The sequence below is a fragment of the Microbacterium sp. oral taxon 186 str. F0373 genome (assembly GCF_000411455.1).
In the GTDB taxonomy this organism is placed as follows: domain Bacteria; phylum Actinomycetota; class Actinomycetes; order Actinomycetales; family Microbacteriaceae; genus Microbacterium.
Window position 1 is genome coordinate 998,994 of sequence record NZ_KE150458.1, and the last position, 20,701, is coordinate 1,019,694.

Annotated in this window: 20 protein-coding genes; 3 read left to right on the forward strand and 17 right to left on the reverse strand. The window is 69.9% G+C overall.

Annotated features, from left to right (window positions below):
- Positions 1 to 67: 67 nt before the first annotated feature.
- The 3 genes from HMPREF1529_RS14975 (at position 68) to HMPREF1529_RS15765 (ending at position 3,735) form a co-directional block, all read left to right on the forward strand.
- Complete coding sequence (locus HMPREF1529_RS14975) at positions 68 to 1,897, forward strand: ribonucleoside triphosphate reductase (RefSeq protein ID WP_016465405.1); 1,830 nt, start codon at positions 68 to 70, stop codon at positions 1,895 to 1,897.
- Positions 1,867 to 2,601: an anaerobic ribonucleoside-triphosphate reductase activating protein gene (locus HMPREF1529_RS14980; protein WP_016465406.1), complete on the forward strand. Its 735-nt coding sequence runs from the start codon at positions 1,867 to 1,869 to the stop codon at positions 2,599 to 2,601. Before HMPREF1529_RS14975 ends, HMPREF1529_RS14980 begins: the two co-directional genes overlap by 31 nt.
- Positions 2,602 to 2,775: 174 nt before the next feature.
- Positions 2,776 to 3,735 (forward strand): IS481 family transposase, encoded by a 960-nt coding sequence (locus HMPREF1529_RS15765; RefSeq protein WP_084675221.1) that lies wholly within the window; start codon positions 2,776 to 2,778, stop codon positions 3,733 to 3,735.
- A gap of 224 nt (positions 3,736 to 3,959) precedes the next feature.
- On the opposite strand, the gene der is transcribed toward HMPREF1529_RS15765, so the two are convergent.
- The 17 genes from der to HMPREF1529_RS16220 all read right to left on the reverse strand — a co-directional run bounded on the left by der (position 3,960) and on the right by HMPREF1529_RS16220 (position 20,617).
- Positions 3,960 to 5,483 (reverse strand): ribosome biogenesis GTPase Der, encoded by a 1,524-nt coding sequence (gene der / locus HMPREF1529_RS14995; protein WP_005055156.1) that lies wholly within the window; start codon positions 5,481 to 5,483, stop codon positions 3,960 to 3,962.
- Positions 5,473 to 6,174 (reverse strand): (d)CMP kinase, encoded by a 702-nt coding sequence (gene cmk, locus HMPREF1529_RS15000; protein WP_005055158.1) that lies wholly within the window; start codon positions 6,172 to 6,174, stop codon positions 5,473 to 5,475. The genes der and cmk overlap by 11 nt, the downstream gene beginning before the upstream one ends.
- Positions 6,171 to 7,292, reverse strand: a complete 1,122-nt coding sequence (locus HMPREF1529_RS15005) for a prephenate dehydrogenase (RefSeq protein ID WP_005055160.1) — start codon at positions 7,290 to 7,292, stop codon at positions 6,171 to 6,173. The genes cmk and HMPREF1529_RS15005 overlap by 4 nt, the downstream gene beginning before the upstream one ends.
- Before the next feature lie 12 nt (positions 7,293 to 7,304).
- The gene (locus HMPREF1529_RS15010; protein WP_005055162.1) at positions 7,305 to 8,075 is read right to left on the reverse strand and encodes a pseudouridine synthase; all 771 of its coding nucleotides are present in this window, start codon (positions 8,073 to 8,075) and stop codon (positions 7,305 to 7,307) included.
- The gene (gene scpB, locus HMPREF1529_RS15015; protein WP_016465407.1) at positions 8,072 to 8,680 is read right to left on the reverse strand and encodes an SMC-Scp complex subunit ScpB; all 609 of its coding nucleotides are present in this window, start codon (positions 8,678 to 8,680) and stop codon (positions 8,072 to 8,074) included. Before scpB ends, HMPREF1529_RS15010 begins: the two co-directional genes overlap by 4 nt.
- Positions 8,670 to 9,518, reverse strand: coding sequence for a segregation and condensation protein A (locus tag HMPREF1529_RS15020; RefSeq protein ID WP_005055166.1), 849 nt, complete (start codon positions 9,516 to 9,518; stop codon positions 8,670 to 8,672). Before HMPREF1529_RS15020 ends, scpB begins: the two co-directional genes overlap by 11 nt.
- Positions 9,502 to 10,335 (reverse strand): ParA family protein, encoded by an 834-nt coding sequence (locus tag HMPREF1529_RS15025; RefSeq protein ID WP_051120874.1) that lies wholly within the window; start codon positions 10,333 to 10,335, stop codon positions 9,502 to 9,504. The genes HMPREF1529_RS15020 and HMPREF1529_RS15025 overlap by 17 nt, the downstream gene beginning before the upstream one ends.
- Before the next feature lie 138 nt (positions 10,336 to 10,473).
- Positions 10,474 to 11,568, reverse strand: coding sequence for a hypothetical protein (locus HMPREF1529_RS15030; protein WP_005055169.1), 1,095 nt, complete (start codon positions 11,566 to 11,568; stop codon positions 10,474 to 10,476).
- A gap of 1 nt (position 11,569) precedes the next feature.
- On the reverse strand, positions 11,570 to 12,832 hold the full coding sequence (locus HMPREF1529_RS15035) for an aminotransferase class V-fold PLP-dependent enzyme (protein WP_005055173.1): 1,263 nt from the start codon (positions 12,830 to 12,832) through the stop codon (positions 11,570 to 11,572).
- Between the two features lie 73 nt (positions 12,833 to 12,905).
- Positions 12,906 to 13,544, reverse strand: coding sequence for a vitamin K epoxide reductase family protein (locus HMPREF1529_RS15040; RefSeq protein ID WP_005055175.1), 639 nt, complete (start codon positions 13,542 to 13,544; stop codon positions 12,906 to 12,908).
- Between the two features lie 90 nt (positions 13,545 to 13,634).
- Complete coding sequence (gene xerD / locus HMPREF1529_RS15045) at positions 13,635 to 14,561, reverse strand: site-specific tyrosine recombinase XerD (RefSeq protein ID WP_016465408.1); 927 nt, start codon at positions 14,559 to 14,561, stop codon at positions 13,635 to 13,637.
- A 37-nt stretch (positions 14,562 to 14,598) separates the two neighbouring features.
- On the reverse strand, positions 14,599 to 15,264 hold the full coding sequence (locus HMPREF1529_RS15050) for an NUDIX domain-containing protein (protein WP_016465409.1): 666 nt from the start codon (positions 15,262 to 15,264) through the stop codon (positions 14,599 to 14,601).
- A complete protein-coding gene (locus HMPREF1529_RS15055; protein ID WP_016465410.1) occupies positions 15,257 to 16,966 on the reverse strand; it encodes a CTP synthase in 1,710 nt (569 codons plus the stop codon). Before HMPREF1529_RS15055 ends, HMPREF1529_RS15050 begins: the two co-directional genes overlap by 8 nt.
- A gap of 6 nt (positions 16,967 to 16,972) precedes the next feature.
- Positions 16,973 to 18,676: a DNA repair protein RecN gene (gene recN, locus HMPREF1529_RS15060; protein ID WP_016465411.1), complete on the reverse strand. Its 1,704-nt coding sequence runs from the start codon at positions 18,674 to 18,676 to the stop codon at positions 16,973 to 16,975.
- Positions 18,673 to 19,629 carry an NAD kinase gene (locus HMPREF1529_RS15065; protein ID WP_005055186.1) on the reverse strand — a complete coding sequence of 319 codons (957 nt, stop codon included), beginning with the start codon at positions 19,627 to 19,629 and terminating at the stop codon, positions 18,673 to 18,675. The genes recN and HMPREF1529_RS15065 overlap by 4 nt, the downstream gene beginning before the upstream one ends.
- Positions 19,626 to 20,462, reverse strand: coding sequence for a TlyA family RNA methyltransferase (locus HMPREF1529_RS15070; protein ID WP_016465412.1), 837 nt, complete (start codon positions 20,460 to 20,462; stop codon positions 19,626 to 19,628). The genes HMPREF1529_RS15065 and HMPREF1529_RS15070 overlap by 4 nt, the downstream gene beginning before the upstream one ends.
- A complete protein-coding gene (locus HMPREF1529_RS16220) occupies positions 20,459 to 20,617 on the reverse strand; it encodes a hypothetical protein (protein WP_005055189.1) in 159 nt (52 codons plus the stop codon). Before HMPREF1529_RS16220 ends, HMPREF1529_RS15070 begins: the two co-directional genes overlap by 4 nt.
- Between the last annotated feature and the right edge of the window lie 84 nt (positions 20,618 to 20,701).

Here is a 20,701-nt window from a genome sequence, read left to right on the forward strand (position 1 = left end):
ACCCCGCACCCCCACATATTGTGGTCAGACCAAGCCCACCCCACCACATATCGAAGGCAGGCTCATCATGACCTCCCCCCGTTCCGTCTCCGTCGCCGAGACCATCGACGAGTACCTCGCACGCGCCGACTGGCGGGTCAACGCGAACGCGAACCAGGGGTATTCGCTGGGCGGGATGATCCTGAACGCCGCGGGAAAGCTCATCGCCAACTACTGGCTCGACGAGGTGTACGCGCCCGAGGCGGGCACCGCCCATCGCGAGGGAGACCTGCACATCCACGACCTCGACGTGTTCGCGGGCTACTGCGCCGGCTGGTCCCTGCGGATGGTGCTCGAACAGGGCTTCAACGGGGTGCCCGGAAAGATCGCGTCGGCTCCTCCGCGACACTTCTCCAGCGCCCTCGGTCAGCTCGTCAACTTCCTGGGGACGCTGCAGAACGAGTGGGCCGGCGCGCAGGCGTTCAGCTCGTTCGACACCTACCTCGCACCTTACGTACGCCTCGACGACCTGACCTACGCCGAGGTGCGCCAGGCGATGCAGGAGTTCATCTTCAATCTCAACGTGCCGTCGCGCTGGGGCACACAGACCCCGTTCACCAACCTCACCTTCGACTGGGTGTGCCCCGACGACCTCGCCGATCAGCATCCCCTCGTCGGCGGACAGGTGCAGGCCTTCGCCTACGGCGACCTCGCCGAGGAGATGGCCGTGATCAACCGCGCCTTCATCGACGTGATGACCGGCGGCGACCAGGACGGACGCGCCTTCACGTTCCCCATCCCGACCTACAACATCACGAAGTACTTCGACTGGCACGGCCCTAACACCGACGCCCTGTTCGCGATGACGGCGAAGTACGGCCTGCCGTACTTCCAGAACTTCGTGAACTCCGACCTCGACCCGCACATGATCCGCTCGATGTGCTGCCGTCTGCAGCTCGACCTCACCGAGCTGCTCAAGCGCGGCAACGGCCTGTTCGGCTCAGCAGAGCAGACCGGCTCGATCGGCGTCGTGACCATCAATTGCGCACGCCTCGGCTTCGTGCACTCCGGCGACGAGGACGCCGTCATCGCACGCCTCGACGAACTGCTCCAGATCGCCCGCGACACTCTCGTCGCCAAGCGCGCCGTCATCGGCCACCACCTCGACGGCGGCCTGTTCCCGTACACGCAGCGCTACCTCGGCACCCTCGACAACCACTTCTCCACGATCGGCGTCAACGGCCTCAACGAGTACGTGCGCAACTTCACGCGCGACGCCGACGACATCACGACGCCTGCGGGAGCAGCGCTCGCGACCCGCCTGCTCGATCACGTCCGCGCCCGGATGGTGGAGTTCCAGGAGCAGACCGGGCACATGTTCAACCTCGAGGCGACACCGGCCGAAGGAACGACCTACCGGTTCGCGAAGGAGGACATCGCACGCCTTCCCGGCATCCGTCACGCCGGCACCGCGAACAACCCGTACTACACGAACTCGTCGCAGCTGCCGGTCGGCTACACGACCGATCCGTTCCTGGCGATGCAGATGCAGGAGCCGCTGCAGGCCAAGTACACCGGCGGCACCGTGCTGCACCTCTACATGGGCGAGGCGATGCCGTCGGCCGAGGCCTGCCGCGAGCTCGTCCGGCGCTCGCTCTCACGCTTCCGCCTGCCCTACATCACCATCACGCCCACGTTCTCGATCTGCCCCGCGCACGGCTATCGCTCGGGTCACCACGACCAGTGCCCCGATTGTGGCGCCGCCTGCGAGGTGTGGACGCGCGTGATGGGTTACTTCCGGCCGATCGCCAGCTTCAATGTCGGCAAGAAGGGCGAAGCTGAGGAGCGGGAGTACTTCTCCACCGTCCTTCCCGCCGAGGAGGCAACATGGTCCGCACCGCTGCAGCCTGTGAACTGAACATCGCGGGGGTCACGCCGTTCTCCACGGTCGACTGGCCCGACACGATGACCGCGACGGTGTTCCTGCAGGGATGCCCGTGGAACTGCTTCTACTGCCACAACCCCGCGCTCATCGACCCGCGCGCCGAAGGGACGGTGACGTGGTCGGACGTGACCGATCTGCTGTGCGACCGGATGGGGCTGCTCGACGGCGTCGTGTTCTCCGGCGGCGAGCCCACGCTGCAGCACGCACTCGTTCCGGCGATGCAGATGGTGCGCTCGCTCGGCTTCCGCGTGGGCCTGCACACGGCGGGCGCCTATCCGGGGCTGCTGGCTCAGGCGCTGCCGTTCGTCGACTGGGTGGGCCTGGACATCAAAGCCACGCCCGACGACTACGCCAACGTCACCGGGCGCGCTCCCAGTGGAGCCCATGCGTGGCGATCGTTGGAGCTCGTGCTCGGCAACCGGCTGCTGCGCGCGGGGTCGGATCACCCGCTCGACTACGAGGTGCGCACGACCGTGCACCCGGCGGCGATCGACGACGCGGCACTCCGCGAGCTCGGATGCCGTCTCGCCGACGCGGGCGTCGACACGTGGGCCGTGCAGCGGTTCCGCGAAACGGGAACGCGTCAGCCGCTCCCCCGTGTTGCGGATGCCGAGGCACCGGCGCTCCGCTTGGATGACCTGCCGGTGGAACGGTTCCGGTCGCTGGTCGTCCGCTGAGGGGGCGCGTTTCGACTCGCGGCTGCGCCGCTCGCTCAACGAGTCGAAACGCCCTCCCTCAAAGGCGCCCTAGGTGTACCGGGTCAGGACGTTGGTGGCTGGTTGGGGCTTGTGGATGGGGAGAACCTCCGGCTGAGTGGAGATGTCTGACGTCTTCACAAACCGGAGGTTCTCGTGCCCCACCGTAATGCTCGGCTGACTCCGCGGGGTCGGTTGCTGATCGTTGAGCGTGCTGCTGCAGGCTGGAAACATGCGCATATCGCTGCCGCGATGGGTGTCTCCCGTCGCTGCGTGCAGCGTTGGATCGCTCGACATCGATCCGAGGGCGTCGCCGGATTGAACGACCGGTCGTCTCGACCGGTGTCGTCGCCGTCACGTACCCCGGAACGCGTCGAGATTGAACTGCTCCGGTTGCGGCGGGAGCAACGCTGGGGCCGTGACGAGCTCGCGGCAGCGGTCGGAGTATCGCCGCGGACCGCGTCACGGGTCCTGGCTCGTCGCGGTCAGCCGCACCTGTCCCGGCTCGACCCGATGACCGGCGAGGTGATCCGAGCATCGAAGACGACCGCGGTCCGATACGAACGCGACCGCCCAGGCGAACTGGTCCACATGGATGTGAAGAAGCTCGGCCGCATCCCCGACGGCGGCGGTTGGCGCTCCCTCGGCCGCGCCGTCGCCGACCGGCACCGGGACACGCCGGTCGGGTTCGACTACGTCCACTCCCTCGTCGATGACCATTCCCGGCTCGCCTACTCCGAGATCCTCCCGGACGAGAAGGGTCCGACCTGCGCGGGATTCCTGGAACGCGCGATCGAGTACTTCGCCGAGCACGGCATCGCCCGCATCGAGCAGCTGATCACCGACAACGCCTGGGCATACCGATTCTCACTGCGGCAGGTCTGTGCTGAACGAGGCATCCGGCAGAAGTTCATCCGTCCGCACTGCCCCTGGCAGAACGGCAAAGTCGAACGCTTCAACCGGACGCTGCAGACCGAGTGGGCCTACCGGCAACCCTTCGAAACCAACGCTGCCCGGGCCGCGGCACTTGCGCCGTTCATCGAGCGATACAACACTCGACGCATCCACTCAGCCATCGGAACCCCACCGATAAGCCGAACCGCACCAACGTCCTGACCGGGTACACCTAGGCGCCCCAACTGCAAGGGATGCCGCACAACACGCCGCGGCATCCACCGACACCACCGCGTGTCGCCCAAAAACCCTTGCAGTTCAGCAGAACACGCGTCGACTCGCGGCTGCGCCACACGCTCGACGACCGGGAAGCCACACCCCACCGGTCGTCGAGCCAGCGCAGCGGGTCGAAACGCCGCGACGCCCCGACGCCCCGACAGCGGGACTCAGCGCTGGCGACGCTCGCGCACCCGCATGTTGACGACGATCGGCGTACCTTCGAAGCCGAAGATCTCGCGCAGGCGCCGCTGGATGAACCGACGGTAACCCGGGTCGAGGAATCCGGTCGTGAACAGCACGAAGGTCGGCGGACGGGTGCCCGCCTGCGTGCCGAACAGGATGCGCGGCTGCTTGCCTCCGCGCAGCGGATGCGGGTGCTCCGCGATGAGCTCGGCGAGGAACGCGTTGAACTTTCCGGTCGGAATGCGCTGATCCCACGACTCCAGCGCCGTCTCCAGCGCCGGGACGAGCTTGTCGAGGTGACGACCGGTGCGCGCGGAGATGTTCACGCGCGGAGCCCACGCGACGTGTGCGAGGTCCTGCTCGATCTCGCGCTCGAGGTAGCGGCGCCGGTCGGAGTTCTCCATGTCGTCGTCGTTCAGGCGGTCCCACTTGTTGAAGGCGAGCACGAGCGCACGGCCCGACTCGAGCACCAGGTCGATGATGTTGAGGTCCTGCACGCTGATCGACTGCGAGACGTCGAGCACGACGACGGCCACTTCGGCCTTCTCGAGCGCGGCGGAGGTGCGAAGCGACGCGTAGAAGTCGGCGCCCTGCTGCAGGTGCACACGGCGGCGGATGCCGGCGGTGTCGACGAAGCGCCACAGCTTGCCGCCGAGCTCGACGATCTCGTCCACCGGGTCGCGGGTGGTGCCGGCGAGCTCGTTGACGACGACGCGCTCCTCACCGGCGGCCTTGTTCAGCAGCGAGGACTTGCCGACGTTCGGGCGGCCGAGGATCGCGACGCGACGCGGGCCGCCGAGCTCGCCCTTGGCGACGGCCGAGACCTCCGGGAGTACCTTCATGACCTCGTCGAGCAGGTCGGCGACCCCGCGACCGTGAATGGCCGACACGGGGTGCGGCTCGCCCAGGCCCAGGTTCCACAGCGCCGCAGCCTCGGGCTCCTGGCGGGCGTCGTCGATCTTGTTGGCGACGAGGAAGACGGGCTTCTTGGTCGTGCGCAGCAGCTTCACGACGGCCTCGTCGGTCGCGGTGGCGCCGACCATGGCGTCGACGACGAACAGCACGACGTCGCAGAGGTCGATGGCGACCTCTGCCTGCGCGGCGACGGAGCGGTCGATGCCGCGGGCGTCGGGCTCCCACCCGCCGGTGTCGACGAGCGAGAAACGGCGGTCCATCCACTCGGCCTTGTAGGTGACGCGGTCCCGCGTCACGCCCGGGGTGTCTTCGACGACCGCTTCGCGGCGGCCGAGGATGCGGTTCACGAGCGCCGACTTGCCGACGTTCGGCCGTCCGACGATCGCAACGACGGGCAGCGCGGGCAGCATCTCGACGACCTCGCCGCCGGCGGTGAAGCCCGCGAGCAGGTCGTCGTCCTCATCGTCCAGGTCGTAATCGGCGAGCGAGGCGCGCAGCGCCGCCGCCCGCTGTTCCGCGAGTTCCTCGTCGAGGTTCGCGAGCTTCTCCTCGATCTGGTCGGGACCGGCCTCGTACTCGTCTTCAGCGGCCATCGTGGTTCTCCTGTGGGGTGGGGTCAGTCGCAGAGATCACGTCGAGGACGGCCTCCACGGTCTGAGCGAAATCGAGTTCGGTCGAATCGACGACCGTGACGCCGTCGGCGGCGGTGAGGAAGTCGACGACGGTGCTGTCGGCGGCATCCCGGCGGTGAAGTGCCGCGGCGACGGCATCGGCATCCTCGCCGGACAGCTCGGCGCTGCGCCGGGCGGCGCGCACCTCGGGTGCGGCGGTGAGGAGGATCCGCACCGGCGCGTCGGGGGCGACAACGGTGGTGATGTCGCGGCCTTCCACGACGACCCCGGGCCGGCCCGAGTTGCGGACGAGCCGGCGGAACAGCTCGTTGACCTGCGCACGCACGGCGGGAACGCGGGCGACGCCGCTGACGGCGGCGGTCACCCGCGGCTCGCGGATCGCGGCGGTGACGTCGGTCTCCCCCACCCGCACCCAGTAGTCGTCGGGGTCGAGCGAGATGGCGTAGGGGAAGTCGGATGCCGCGGCCACCACGACCGCCTCGTCCGCCGTGTCGGACGCGGCACCGGCGCCCCGCGCCAGCACGTGCCATGCGAGGGCTCGGTAGGCGGCGCCGGTGTCGAGGTAGCCGTAGCCGAGGGCGCGCGCCACCTGCTTGGACACGCTGGACTTGCCCGAGCCCGCGGGCCCGTCGATGGCGATCGTGACGGTCATGAGGGCAGGCTCGCGATCTTCCAGCCGCGCGCCGTCAGGCCGTCCTCGGCGTGACGGAGGATCGTCGGGTCGACACTGATCTCGGCCAGACCGAACTGCGCACCGGGCGAATGCTCCAGGCGCAGGTCTTCGACGTTGACCCCCAGCTCCCCGAGCTCGCCGAACAGGCGGCCCAGCTGACCCGGCGTGTCGTCGACCATGACGACGAGGCTCTCGTACCGGCGGTTCTGCCCGTGCTTGCCGGGCAGGCGCTCCACACCGTCGTTGCCGCGGCGGATGGTGTCGGCGACGGCGCGGCGCGCGCCGGGGGCCTCGGGGGCGCGCAGGGCGTCCGCGACGGCACGCAGGTCGTCGGAGAGAGCGTCGAGCACGTCGACGACGGGGGCGGAGTTCGCACCGAGAATCTGCACCCACAGCTCCGGCGCGGAGGCCGCGATACGGGTCGTGTCGCGCACGCCCTGTCCGGCCAGCCGCAGCGAGCCGTCGGGCGCGTCGACGAACCGGCCCGCGAGCAGCGACGCCACCAGCTGCGGCACGTGCGACACGAGCGCGACCGCGCGGTCGTGCTCGTCGGGCGTCATCTCGATGGGCGTCGCGCCGAGGTCGAGCGCGAGCCCTTCGACGAGTGCGAGATCGGATGCCGGGGTCTCCTCGTCGCGGCACACGACCCAGGGGCGGCCCACGAAGATGTCGGCGCGCGCCGAGATGGCCCCGCCGCGCTCGCGCCCGGCCATCGGATGCGAGCCGATGTAGTGCGTGAGGTCGACGCCGCGTCGGCGCAGTTCGCGGAGCGGATCGAGCTTCACGCTCGCGACATCGGTGACGACGGCATCCGGGAACGCGGCCAGTTCGCGCTCGACGACGTCGGCGACGACGTCCGGCGGGACGGCGACGACCACGAGCAGCGGGCGGTCACCGTCACGCGCGGCGCGGCCGGCACCGTAGTCGATCGCCAGACGCAGCTGCGCGGGCGACGCGTCGGCGAGCGCGACGTCGACGCCGATCGCGCGCAACGCATGGCCGATGCTGGCACCGAGCAGCCCGGCACCGACGATCCGGACCGTGCCGGAGGTGCGAGCCGCACGCGCGCGTGCATCGGCAACGGCCTGTTCGGTCACTGTTCTTCCGCCTCAGCTGTCCCCGGGCGGCGTGGGCGCCGCCTGGCGCGCCACGGTGAGCAGCGCGCCGCGTTCCACTGTAGTCAACTCGCGGGCCCGCCCCGCCGGGAGGGTTCCCAGGTGCAGCGGCCCGAACTGACGCCGCACGAGGTCGACGACGGGGTGGCCCACGGCCGCCATCATGCGCCGGACGATGCGGTTGCGCCCGGAGTGCAGCGTGAGCTCGACCAGCGAGGTGCCGCCGGAGGTGTCAAGCAGGCGCGCCTTGTCGGCGGCGATGGGTCCGTCCTCCAGGTCGACGCCCGCCGTCAGCTGCGCGATCGTCTGGGCCGTCACGCGACCGGTGACCTTCGCGATGTAGACCTTCGTCACCCCGAACGAGGGGTGCGCCAGTACATGGGCGAGCTCGCCGTCGTTGGTCAGCACGAGCAGTCCCGAGGTCTCGGCATCCAGCCGGCCGACGTTGTAGAGCCGCTCGTCCCAGTCCTTCGTGAAACGGCGCAGGTCGGGGCGGCCCTGCTCGTCCTTCATCGACGAGACGACGCCGGTCGGCTTGTTGAGCATGACGTAGCGCTTGGTGGTGTCGAGTTGGATCGCCGTGCCGTCCACGTCGACGAGGTCGGATGCCGGGTCGATGCGGCGCCCGAGCTCGGTGACGACCTCTCCGTTCACCCGGATGCGGCCTTCGACGATGTACTGCTCGCAGACGCGGCGCGAGGCCACCCCCGCGTTGGCGAGCACCTTCTGCAGGCGCACGCCCTCGGCATCCGCTGTGTTCGTCATCGCAGCACCTCCGCGTCGAAACCGTCCGAGCCGTCGTCGAGCAGCGGCGAGATGTGCGGCAGCTCGTCGAGGGAGTTGATGCCCAGGTTCACCAGCAGCGCATCGGTCGTGCCGTAGTTGATCGCCCCGGTCTCGGGGTCGGTGAACAGCTCGGTGATGAAACCGCGCGCAAGCAGCGTGCGCACCACCGAGTCGACGTTCACGGCGCGGATCGAGGCGACCTGACTGCGGGTCACCGGCTGCTTGTACGCGATCACCGCGAGCGTTTCCAGCGCCGCCTGTGACAGGCGCGACGGGGCCTGTCCTCCGACGTACTCGGCGATGAGGTCGTCGTGCTCATCGCGCACGTAGAGCCGCCAGCCGCCACCCACCTCGCGAAGCTCGAAGCCGCGGCGAGGGCCGCCCGTCTCGCCGTCGTAGTCGGCGACGAGTCCCTCGACGGCCTGACGCACGGCCGGCACCGGAGCGCCGACGGCGGCGGCGAGGGCGACGAGGCTCTGCGGCTCGTCGACGATCAGCAGAATGGCCTCGATGCGGCGGGCGACGTCGGCGGGCTCCTGCGAGCGCACCGGTGGGGCGTCGTCGGTGTCGGTCTCAGTGGTCATAGTCGGCTCCCAGGGTGGCGAGGTTCTCTTCGGACCACCGCTCGGCGGTCCAACGCAGGGTGAGCTCGCCGAGCGGCTCGAGCTGCTCGAACGAGAGGGCGGCGTGGCGGTAGAGCTCGAGCACCGCGAGGAAGCGGGCGACGACAACACCGGTCTGTGCGACCCCGACGACGAGCTCCCGGAAGTTGAGGGTTCCCGCGTCGCGCAGCAGCGTCACGACGATCGCGGCCTGCTCGCGGATGGACACGAGCGGCGCGTGGAGGTGGTCGAGTCCGACGTGCGGAATCTCCTTGGGTGCGAAGGCGAGCATCGCGAGGGCCGCGAAGTCCTCCTTGGACAGCGTCCAGACGAGCTCCGGAACGGCACGACGGTACTTCTCGTCGAGGTGCACCGCACGCACGTGCCGCCGGTCTTCGCGACGCAGGCTCCGCTCGAACCAGGCCGACACCTCTTTGAACGCCCGATACTGCAGCAGCCGCGCGAACAGCAGGTCGCGCGCCTCCAGCAGGGCGACGGACTCGGCATCCACGAGCTCGCCCTGCGGCAGCAGGCCCGCGACCTTCATGTCCAGCAGGGTCGCGGCGACGACGAGGAACTCGGATGCCTGGTCGAGCTCGTCGTCGGATTCGAGGCCCTTCAGGTACGAGATGAACTCGTCGGTGACTTTGCTGAGCGAGATCTCGGTGATGTCCAGCTCGTGCTTGCCGAGCAGCGTCAGCAGCAGATCGAACGGACCGTCGAAGTTACCCAGTGAGACCCGGAACCCGGTCGGCTCCCCCTCCGGGGCGGTCGGAGTCTCCGCGGTGATGACCTCGGGGTCCTCAGGCGACGGCGCCACGAGCCACCAGCTCCCGCGCGAGGCGCAGGTAGGCCTGGGCGGCGGCGTGCTCCGGGGCGAACGTGGTGATGGGAACGCCCGACACCGACGCGTCCGGGAACTTCACCGTGCGCCCGATCACCGTCTCCAGGACATCGTCGCCGAACGCTTCCACGACCCGCTCGAGCACCTCGCGCGAGTGGAGCGTCCGCGGGTCGTACATCGTCGCGAGCACACCGTCCAGCTCGATCGCCGGGTTGAGCCGGTCGCGCACCTTGTCGATCGTCTCGATGAGCAGCGCGACGCCGCGCAGGGCGAAGAACTCGCACTCCAGCGGGATGAGCACACCGTGGCTCGCCGTGAGGGCGTTGACCGTGAGCAGTCCCAGCGACGGCTGGCAGTCGATGAGGATGACGTCGTACTCCCCCGCGACCTTGCGCAGCACGCGCGCGAGGATCGTCTCGCGGGCGACCTCGTTGACGAGGTGCACCTCCGCCGCCGACAGGTCGATGTTGGCCGGGATGACATCCAGCCCGTCCACCGAAGTGTGCACGATCGTTTCGTGCGGGTCGCGCTTGGTGTCCAGCAGCAGGTCGTAGATCGTCGGGATGTCGTGGGTCTGGATGCCGAGGCCCGCCGACAGGGCGCCCTGCGGATCGAAGTCGATCGCGAGCACTCGGCGCCCGTACTGGGCGAGCGAGGCGGCGAGGTTGATGGTGGTGGTCGTCTTGCCGACGCCGCCCTTCTGGTTGCAGAGGGCGATGATGCGTGCGGGGCCGTGCGCGGACAGCGTCGGCGGGGTCGGGAAGCCGTGATAAGGCCGACCGGTGGGTCCCATCGGAACGTCCTCCGAGAGGGCCTTCTTCGTCCCCCGCGTCTTATCCGCCACCGACACTCCTGCTCGCTGATGCCCTTCCCAGGGCCTGGCGGACCTGCGCCGCCGTGCCCCTCGATTCTCGCACAGGGTGGCGGCGGCTCAGCCGAGGCCCCGCAGGGTGTCGACGTCCACGAGTCCGGTGTGCAGCCGCCCGCCGCCGATCAACGACGGGATCGACACGGTGCGGATCTCGTTCTCGACGACCTCGCGCGCATGCTGGAGGGATGCCGCGACCTCCGGTGACCCGGTGAGCTCGACGATCCGCGCGACGTCGTCCGCGGTGTAGCCGTCGTCGCTCAGCCACTGCTGCAGACGCAGGGTGGCATCGGCGGCGCTCGCGGCGTTCATCCACTCCTGGGTCGTGGTGCCGTCGGCCGCCTGCGTCGTGAACAGCTGCTCGAGGATGAACCAGTCACCGGTCTCGGCGGCGGCGTTCGTCGAGCCGGCCGGCGCGCGCTCGGCCTCGAACGCACGGATCGCGGTGAGGTAGGTGGCGATCAGCTGCGAGTTGGCGAACTTGTCGCCGACGCCGGCGCGGATCGGATAGGCGAGGTAGGTCACATTGTGCGTCTGATCGAAGCCGGCCTCGCGCATGTTGCGGAACAGCTGCGCGCAGTAGTGGCAGCCGGGATCGAGCACCTCCAGCGCCGTGGGACGCCCGGCGGTGTACCCGCCGAGGTAGGTGGCGTCGGCGGGGGCGAAGTCCGCGGCATCCCAGGTGCGCAGTCGACTGGGGACCGTCGCGATCGTGTCGCCCACCGACGCGAACTCGCGGCCGAAGGCGCCGAACACGTCGCCCTCTCCGATCGCCTCCCAGAACCCGGGCTGGATGGCGTCGATCGAGCACGCCTGCGCGGCGAGGGAGCAGGCCTGCGCGTTCTGCTTGTCGCACGTGCCGTAGACGAGGAGGTTCAGGCCGCTGCGCCCGACGAGATAGAGGCTGACGATGAGGCTCAGCACCATGAGCCAGGCGAGAACCTCGATCGCGATGCTGGCCGGCCGCACGAGGCGTGGCGCGCGCACCGCCAGGGGCGCCAGGAGCGAGTTCTTGACGTCGTCGCGGAAGGTCGTGTCGCACGGTCGCAGCGTCACCCGGCGCCACGCGCACCCCCACGCCTTCCCGAGGAGCTTGCGATACTTCGCCGACACGGCAGAGAGCACGAGCACGACGATGAACGCGACGATGCAGACCACGTCACAGTCCCTTCATCATCGCGGTCATGACCTCGAGGGTGCGGTCGATGTCCGCGTCGGTGTTGTGGGCGCCCACGCTGAAGCGCACGAGCGGGCCGAGGCCGCGGCGCTCCAGAATCCAGTAGTGCGCGCAGAACGCGCCGCTGCGGACGGCGATGCCGGCGCGTGCGAGGAAGGCGGCGAGCCGGTGCCCGTCGACGCGCTCGGGCAGCACCGAGATCACGGGCGACGCGTCACCGATCATCTGCAGGCGCGGGAGCGCGGCGAGCCCCGCGTGCAACCGGGCACCGAGCCGCGCCTCGTGGGCGGCGAGCGTCTCTCCCGCGCCGCTGCGGAAATCGCCGAGCCACTCCAGGGCGGCGCCGAAGCCGATGATCTCCGCCCATGCCTGCAGACCCGGTTCGAGCCGGGTGTGCGGATCGGGCAGCAGTGCGAAGTCGTCGGCGGTCACGGCACTCACTTGGCCGCCGCCGACCATGACGGGTTCGAGCGAGAGCAGCAGCTCACGGGTGGCGACGACGACGCCGAGCGACGGTCCGTACATCTTGTGCGCCGAGAAGCAGATCGCGTCGGCGTCGAGACCGCGCAGAGACTCCAGGGCGTGACCGGCTGCCTGCGCGGCGTCGACGATCACGATGCCGCCGACGCGGTGCACGCTGGTGATGAGTTCGCGGAGGTCCGGCGTCACCGCACCGATCACGTTGTCCATCGCCGACACGACCACGACCGCGTCGCGCATCGTCTCCGCATCGACGAGCACGCGTGCGTCGTCGTCCCGCTCCACGACGATGCGAGGGATGCCGGCACGCCGCGCGGCCGCGATCGTCGAGAGGAAGACCGCGTTGTGCTCGGTGACGGTGGTGACGATGCGGGCGAAGCGCCCGGCAGGCAGCGCCGACAGCAGCAGGTTGAGTCCGTAGGTGGTGTTCAGCGTGAAGGCGCACGAGTAGTGGCGGGATGTCACTCCCACGGCGGCGAGCGCCCGTTCTCGCACCCGTGCCACCTCGGCATCCACCCGCCGCCCCGCGTCGTAGCGCACACGCCCGCCGCAGGCGTAGAGGTGCAGGTAGTAGTCCTGGACGGCGTCGATCACGGGCTGGGGTCGCAGCGTCTGGCAGGCGGAGTCGAGGTAGACCTCGTCGCTGTCCAGATAGTCGAAACCCGGACGGCCCGCGGACCTCGCCTCGGCAACGCGGGTGACGGGCGCTCCCTCGGCGCGCCGACCGAAGAGCCCTCGTCGGGTCGGGCGGCGCGCGGCATCCATGCCGCCATTGTGGTCGGACCTCCCCTTCCCGCGGCGGCGCTCCGGCCGTGAAAGATCCGGACGCCGCCGAGGCTCAGATGAGGCTGCCGATGACGTCCAGCCGCAGCTGGGCCGCCACCGCGATCACGAGGTAGTCCAGCACGACGACCAGGGGCAGCCACGACAGCACCACGGCGCCCATGCGCCGCGCGCCGTCCGCGCCGCCCCAGACGCCGTCGGCGAGAGTCCAGCCCAGCACCGTCCAGAACAGCGGGATCGTCACGAGCCAGATCACCATGCACCAGGGGCAGAGCGACCCGTACTCGAAGACGCTGCGGTACGCGAGCACGTGCACGAACACGAACGCGCCCGCGACGAAGATCGCATAGACCCGCCAGAACCAGGTGCGCAGCCCCGCGGGGGCGGCCAGTGCCGAGACGCCCGCATAGATGGGCCCGAAGAACAGCATGATGCCGATGATCGCGTTGCTGAATCCCAGCAGGTTGCCCCCCGGTGACAGCAGGTTCGGGCCGCACGTCACGATCGGGCTGATGCTGCAGCTGATGAGCGGCGTCCCGCCCGTCAACTGGCCGATGTACTCGAGGTACAGCAGGAACGCGACGATACCGCCGAGTGCTCCGGCGACGATCCACCAGATCGCCAGGCCCCGCCGCGGACGGTGGAGGCGAGGCGCCGCGGGAGCGGTCGCGAGGGGAGAAGGCGCAGCGGTCATGGCGCCATCGTCTCTCGCCGCGGGTCGCCGTGCGGTCTGGATGCGCCGGATTTATCCCGCCGACATGGCCCGATTGCGGCCGTGGGCGAGTCAGCGCGCCCGCGGGTGCGACGTGAGGTACACGTCACGCAGGGCGTCGACGGTCACGTGCGTGTAGATCTGCGTCGTCGCGACGGAGGCGTGACCGAGCAGCTCCTGTACGACGCGCACATCGGCCCCGCCCTGGAGGAGGTGCGTCGCGAACGAGTGCCGGAAGGTGTGCGGCGACACGTGCGCCTGCAGGCCGGCGCGTTCGGCCGCCGCCTGGATGATCAGCCACGCGCCCTGGCGCGACAGCGGCGCCCCGCGAGCGCCGAGGAACAGGCGCGGGCTCGCGTGCCCGCGACGTGAGAGCTCCGGGCGAGAACGGGCCAGATAGGCGTCGACGGCGGCGCGGGCGTACGAGCCGACCGGGACGATGCGCTCCTTCTGCCCCTTTCCGCGCACGCGCAGCAGTTCGGTGTCGCCCGCGATGTCGTCGACGTCGAGCTGCATCAGCTCCGAGACGCGCGCGCCGGTGGCGTAGAGCAGTTCGAGCAGAGCGCGGTCGCGAAGGCGGATCGCGTCGGTCTCGGTGGCGATGCCGGGCGCGGGGCCGGCGGCATCCAGAAGCGCCGCGATCTGATCGATCGTCAACGCCTTCGGAAGGCGTTGGGGCGTCTTCGGCGGGGTCAGACGATCGCTCGCGTCGGAGACCTCGATCCCCTCCCGCACCAGGAAGCGGTGCAAGCCGCGCACCGACGATTGCAACCGCGCCAGAGACGTCGCCGCCGGCGGCGGATCGGCGGCGGCGCGCTCGGCGGCGAACTGCGCGACGACAGCCGGGGTGATGTCGGATGTGTCCTCGACGCCGGCGGCGGCGAGCCACTCACCATAGCCTCCGAGATCGCGCCGGTACGCCGCGATCGTATGCTCCGAAAGGCCGCGCTCGATCGTGATGTGACGCAGGTACGCGTCGATCGCACGCTCGAGCTTCACCGCATCATCCGCTCCGACGCATGCTCACCGATGCCCGTCACCGCGCGTGGCCGGATCCGTCCTCGCCGATGCTCCGTGACCGCCGCGGCCAGGGTGCGTCGCCCGGAGCCAGCGTCGCCCAGTCCCGCGCGCGGGACGCGTGGGCGGCGAGCGCCCCGACGACCAGTGACGGATTCTGCACGCGGCGCGCGAGCACGGCGTCGACGACCTCGTCCAGCGGCACCCACCGCACCTCGATGTCGGCTTCTTCCGCCTCCCGGGCGAACGTCTCCTCCGCCGCACGCAGATCGCGTGCGAGGTAGATGCGGATGGTCTCGTCGCTGCCGCCGGGCGAGGTCATGAACTCCCCCAGCACGTGCCAGGATGCCGCGACAAGGTCCGCTTCTTCGGCCAGCTCGCGCTGAGCCGCCACGAGCGGCGACTCACCGCCGATGTCGAGCAGCCCCGCCGGGATCTCCCAGTCACGCAGCCGCACCGGGTGGCGGTACTGCTTGATGAGCAGCACCCGATCGTTCTCATCGAGCGCGAACACCGCCACCGCGCCGGAGTGATCCATGTACTCCCGGACGATGGACGCCCCGTTGTAGGCGACCTCGTCGCGACGGATGTTCCACACCCGTCCGACGAACGGCGTCTCGCTGCGGACGACCTCGACCTCGACCGCCTCGTCGGTCAGTGGCGCCGCCGCCGCCGGGTCAGTCACCCTCGACCTCGAAGAGCTCGCTCGAGCGGTGCCGGTCCAGTGCAGCCGCGATGAGCCCGCGGAACAGAGGGTTCGCTTCGGTCGGCCGCGAACGCAGCTCGGGGTGCGCCTGCGTGGCGATGTAGTACGGGTGCACGTCGCGCGGCAGCTCGACGTACTCGACGAGCCCGTGGTCGGGCGACAGACCCGAGAACCACATGCCGGCGTCGGCGATCTGATCGCGGTAACGGTTGTTGACCTCGTAGCGGTGGCGGTGACGCTCGCTGGCGCGCTCGGCGCCGTACACCTCGGCCGCCAGCGACCCCGCGGCCAGTTCGGCCTCGTAGAGCCCGAGCCGCATCGTGCCGCCCATGTCGCCGTGGTCGATGATGTCGACTTGCTCGGCCATCGTCGCGATCACCGGGTGCGTGGTGTCGGGGTCGAACTCGCTGGAGGAGGCTCCCTCGATGCCGGCGACATTGCGCGCGTACTCGATGACCATGCACTGCAGTCCCAGGCAGATGCCGAGGGTCGGGATGCCCTGCTCGCGGGCGAAGCGCAGGGCGCCGAGCTTGCCCTCGATGCCGCGGATGCCGAAGCCACCGGGAACGACGATGCCGTCCAGCGCGCCGAGCGCCTTCTCCGCGCCCTCCGGCGTCTCGCACAGGTCGGAGGCGATCCACTGGACCTGCACCTTGGTCTCCTGCGCGAAACCACCGGCCTTGAGCGCCTCGGTGACCGACAGGTAGGCGTCGGGCAGGTCGATGTACTTGCCGACGAGACCGATCGTCACCTCGTGCTTGGGGTTGTGCACGGCGTTGAGGACCTTGCTCCAGCGCGTCCAGTCGACCTCGGCCGCCTTGGCGCCGAGACCGAGCGCATCGACGATGTAGCTGTCGAGGCCCTGCTCGTTGAGCATCGTGGGGATGTCGTAGATGGAGGGGACGTCGATCGCGTTGACCACGGCATCCTCGTCCACGTCGCACATCAGCGCGATCTTGCGCTTGTTCGACTCGGTGACGGGGCGGTCGCTGCGCAGCACGAGAGCGTCGGGCTGGATGCCGATCGAACGCAGGGCCGCCACGGAGTGCTGGGTGGGCTTGGTCTTCTGCTCGCCCGACGCGCCCATGAACGGCACGAGCGACACGTGCACGAAGAACACGTTCTTGCGTCCGAGCTCATGGCGGATCTGGCGCGCCGACTCGATGAACGGCTGCGACTCGATGTCGCCGACGGTTCCGCCGATCTCGGTGATGATCACGTCGGGCTTGGGCGACTCGTCGGCCTGCAAGCGCATGCGGCGCTTGATCTCGTCGGTGATGTGCGGGATGACCTGCACCGTGTCGCCGAGGTACTCGCCGCGGCGCTCGCGCGCGATCACCTGGGAGTAGATCTGCCCCGTGGTCACGTTGGCGGCCTGACTCAGCTCGATGTCCAGGAAGCGCTCGTAGTGCCCGATGTCGAGATCGGTCTCCGCACCGTCGTCCGTGACGAACACCTCGCCGTGCTGGAACGGGTTCATCGTGCCCGGGTCGACGTTCAGGTACGGGTCGAGCTTCTGCATCACCACGCGCAGTCCGCGCGCCGTCAGCAGATTGCCCAGAGACGCGGCGGTCAGGCCCTTCCCCAACGACGAAACGACACCGCCCGTCACGAAGATGTGCTTGGTGGTGTCGCTTGAAGTCTTGCCCGCCGTCTTACCTGCTGAATGAGTGTCCGTCACGGGCTTTCATCCTATCAGTCCGGAATGGCCGAGGCTCAGAAGCTCCCGGGCGTGGTCGAGCGCGGTGGTCGAATCAGCCAGCCCCGACAGCAGTCGCGCCATCTCCGCCTCGCGGTCGGCGCCGGTGAGCGCGCGGACGCTGGAGGCGGTGACCGAGCCGTCGCCGGCTTTGACCACGCTGAGGTGGTTCGAGGCGAAGGCCGCCACCTGGGCGAGGTGGGTGACGACGATGACCTGACTCGTCTCGGCGAGGCGTGCGAGGCGGCGACCCACCTCGATCGCGGCGGCGCCGCCGATCCCGGCATCCACTTCGTCGAACACGAAGGTGGGCACACCGCCGGTGCCCGCTATGACCACCTCGATCGCGAGCATGACGCGGCTGAGCTCGCCCCCGGATGCGCTCTTGGCGACCGGGCGGGGCTCGGCGCCCGGGTGCGGCGCCAGCAGAATCGTCACCTCGTCCCGGCCGGATGCCGACGCCCCACCCTCCTCGACGGCGACGACGACGCGTGCGTCGGGCAGCGCGAGCGCGTGCAGCTCCTCGGTGACGGCGGTCGCGAGCCGCTCCGCCGCCGCGCGACGAGCGGCCGTGAGTCGTTCGGCGGCCGCGTCCAGGACGGCCGCGGCGTCGCGCTCGTCGCCGCGGAGACGCGCGATGCGCTCTCCGTCGTCGTCGAGCTCGGCGAGACGGAACGCGCCCGATCGAGCCAGCTCGAGTGCGGCTTCCAGGCTGCCGTGGGCACGCACGATGCTCGTCACGGCGGCCCGGCGCTCCTCGACCGCGGCGAGTTCGTGGGGGCCTGCATCGTCCAGATCCGCCAGGTACGCGCTCAGCTCGGTGGCGAGATCAGCGACCCGATACGAGATGTCGTCGAGGATCGCTGCATGGGCGGCCAGCACGGTGTCGGCGCGGACCACCCTTTCCAGCGCGCGACGCGCCTCGGCGACGAGCAGTCCCACATCGGGGACGTCACCGCCGCCCGACAGCGCATCGTGGGCGATGGCGGCCGCCTGGCGCAGTTCCTCGACGTTCGACAGTCGTTCGGCACGTTGGGCGAGCTCGACGTCTTCGCCCGGCTGCGGATCGACCTGCTCGATCTCGGCAAGAGCAGCACGCAGCTGCTCGGCTTCGGCAGCGCGCGCCTCGGCGTTGCCGGTGATCTCCGCGATCTGGGCGGCGAGCTCACGCTGCGCGGCGTAGGCCTGCCGGTACTGCTCCAGGACGGGCCCGATCTCCGCGGCGCCGAAGCGGTCGAGCGCATCGCGCTGGGCTCCGCCCGAACGCAGCCGGAGCTGATCGGACTGGCCGTGGACGACGACGAGCTGCTCGGCGAGATCGGCGAGCACGCCCGCGGGCGCGGCGCGACCGCCGACGCTCGCGCGGCTGCGTCCCTCCGCGGTGACCGTGCGGCCCAGGTACAGCTCGGCGCGCCCGTCACCGATCGGTTCGACCTCTCCCCCGGCATCCGCCACGCGGTCAGCCACGGCGCCCGACTCGGGGACCAGCCACACGCCCTCGACGGCCGCCTGGGCTGCGCCGGCACGGACAACGCCGGAGTCGGCGCGCGCGCCGAGAAGCAGGCCGAGCCCGGTGACGACCATCGTCTTGCCGGCACCGGTCTCTCCGGTGATGGCGGTGAAGCCGGGACCCATCGGAAGCGTCGCGTGAGCGATGACACCGAGGTCCCGGAGCGTCATCTGCTCGATCACGCGCGCCCCTCCGCGCCCATCGGCCGTGACGCTGAGGTCTCATCGGGACCGCGCCATCCGGTCACCGGCAGCTGGAACTTCCGCACCAGCCGGTCGGTGAACGGAGCCGGATGCAGGCGCGCAAGGCGCACGGGCTGCGAGGACTTGCGCACGACGACACGAGCCCCTGGCGGCAGGTCGTGAGAGCGTCTGCCGTCGCACCACATGATTCCCGTGCCGTCCGTGCGCGCGAGCACCTCGATCGCAACAGTGGCCTCCGGTGCCACCACCAGCGGGCGCGCGAACAACGCGTGAGCCGACAGCGGAACGACGGCGATCGCGTCGACGGTGGGCCAGATCACCGGGCCGCCGGCGGAGAAGTTGTAGGCCGTGGACCCGGTCGGGGTCGCGATCACGACACCGTCGCAACCGAAACTCGACAGCGGCCGGCGGTCGATCTCCATGACGACCTCCATCATCCGCTCCCGCGCCGCCTTCTCGACGGTGGCCTCGTTGAGGGCCCAGGTCTCGTAGATGACGTCTCCACCCGCGTCCTTGACGCGCACGGAGAGCGTCATCCGCTCCTCGACCTGATAGTCGCAGGCGATGATGCGACGCATCGCGTCGTCGATGTCGTCCGGATCGATCTCGGCGAGGAAGCCGACGTGCCCCATGTTGATGCCGAGGATCGGGGCGGCACCGTCGCGCACGAGCTCGGCGGCGCGCAGAATCGTGCCGTCGCCGCCCAACACCACCGCCAGCTCGATGTCGGTGACCGCGACGTCGGTCCCCAGGGCGGCGAGGGGGCCGAGATCCGACAGCGCATCCACCAGCTGCGGGTCGTCCACTGCGAGCACCGGACGAGCATCGGCGGCGATGAGCGCGGCGATCACGCGCCGAGCCGCTGCCACCGTGTCGTCGCGGCGCGCGTGCGCCACGACGAGGATGGAGCGCGGCGTTGTCGGATCTGTCATACCGCTCCCGTCGCTTCGTCGATCGTCCTCAGCCATTCTGTCGGATTGCCATGAGAGGCCGGAGCGTCACCATCATCCTGTGGGCGCTGATCGCGCGGGCGCAGGTGGACGAGGTATTCGTGATTGCCGTGCGTGCCGGCGAGGGGCGAAGAGATGAATCCCGCCGTCGCCAGCCCCGCATCCCACGCAGCCCACAGCACCCCGGCCGCAGCGTCGGCGCGAGCCGCGGCATCCGTGACCAGGCCCTCACGCACACCGGTGCGCCCCACCTCGAACTGCGGCTTGATCAGCAGGATGATGTCGCTGTGCGCCGGCGCGACAGCCGCGATGGCCGGCACCACCAGCGTGAGCGAAATGAACGACAAGTCCGCAACGATCACATCGGGGTGGACGGGAAAGCCCGCCGCGTCGGAGACCGACGCCGCCGTCATGTATCGGACATTGAACCCCTCCACGAGGCAGACGCCCGCATCGCCTCGGATCGAGGGAGCCAACTGGTCATGGCCGACGTCGACCGCGACGACCCGACTCGCTCCACGCTCGCGCAGTACCTGAGTGAACCCGCCCGTCGACGCCCCGAGGTCGAGCGCTTCGCGGCCCGCGACCTCCACGTCGAAGGCGTCGAGGGCTGCCAGGAGCTTGTGCGCTGCCCGGCTCACGTAGTGATCGGCGCCGTCGACGACGAGCACAGCGTCATCCGACACCGGCGTGGACGGCTTGAGCACGTAGACACCGTCGACGGTGACCAGACCCGCCTCGATGTCGCGGGCCGCCTGGGTGCGCGACCGGGACAGCCCTCGAGAGGCCAACGCCGCGTCGAGTCGAGCCGTCACTGCGCGCCGTCGCGCGGACCGGACTCGAGCCGGCGCGCGAGATCGTCGTGCAACGCGACATAGGCGGCCGCCCGTTCAGCGAGCGGCTGCTCCTCGATCACCTCGAGCGCGGACAGCAGGTCCTCGCGGCGCGCGTGCGAGTCGTCGGCGTTCATGGACATACCCTCCACGATAGTCGCCGACGCCGACACGACCGCGGCGACAGCGAAAGCTGCCGGCATCGTTCATGGCAATGCTTC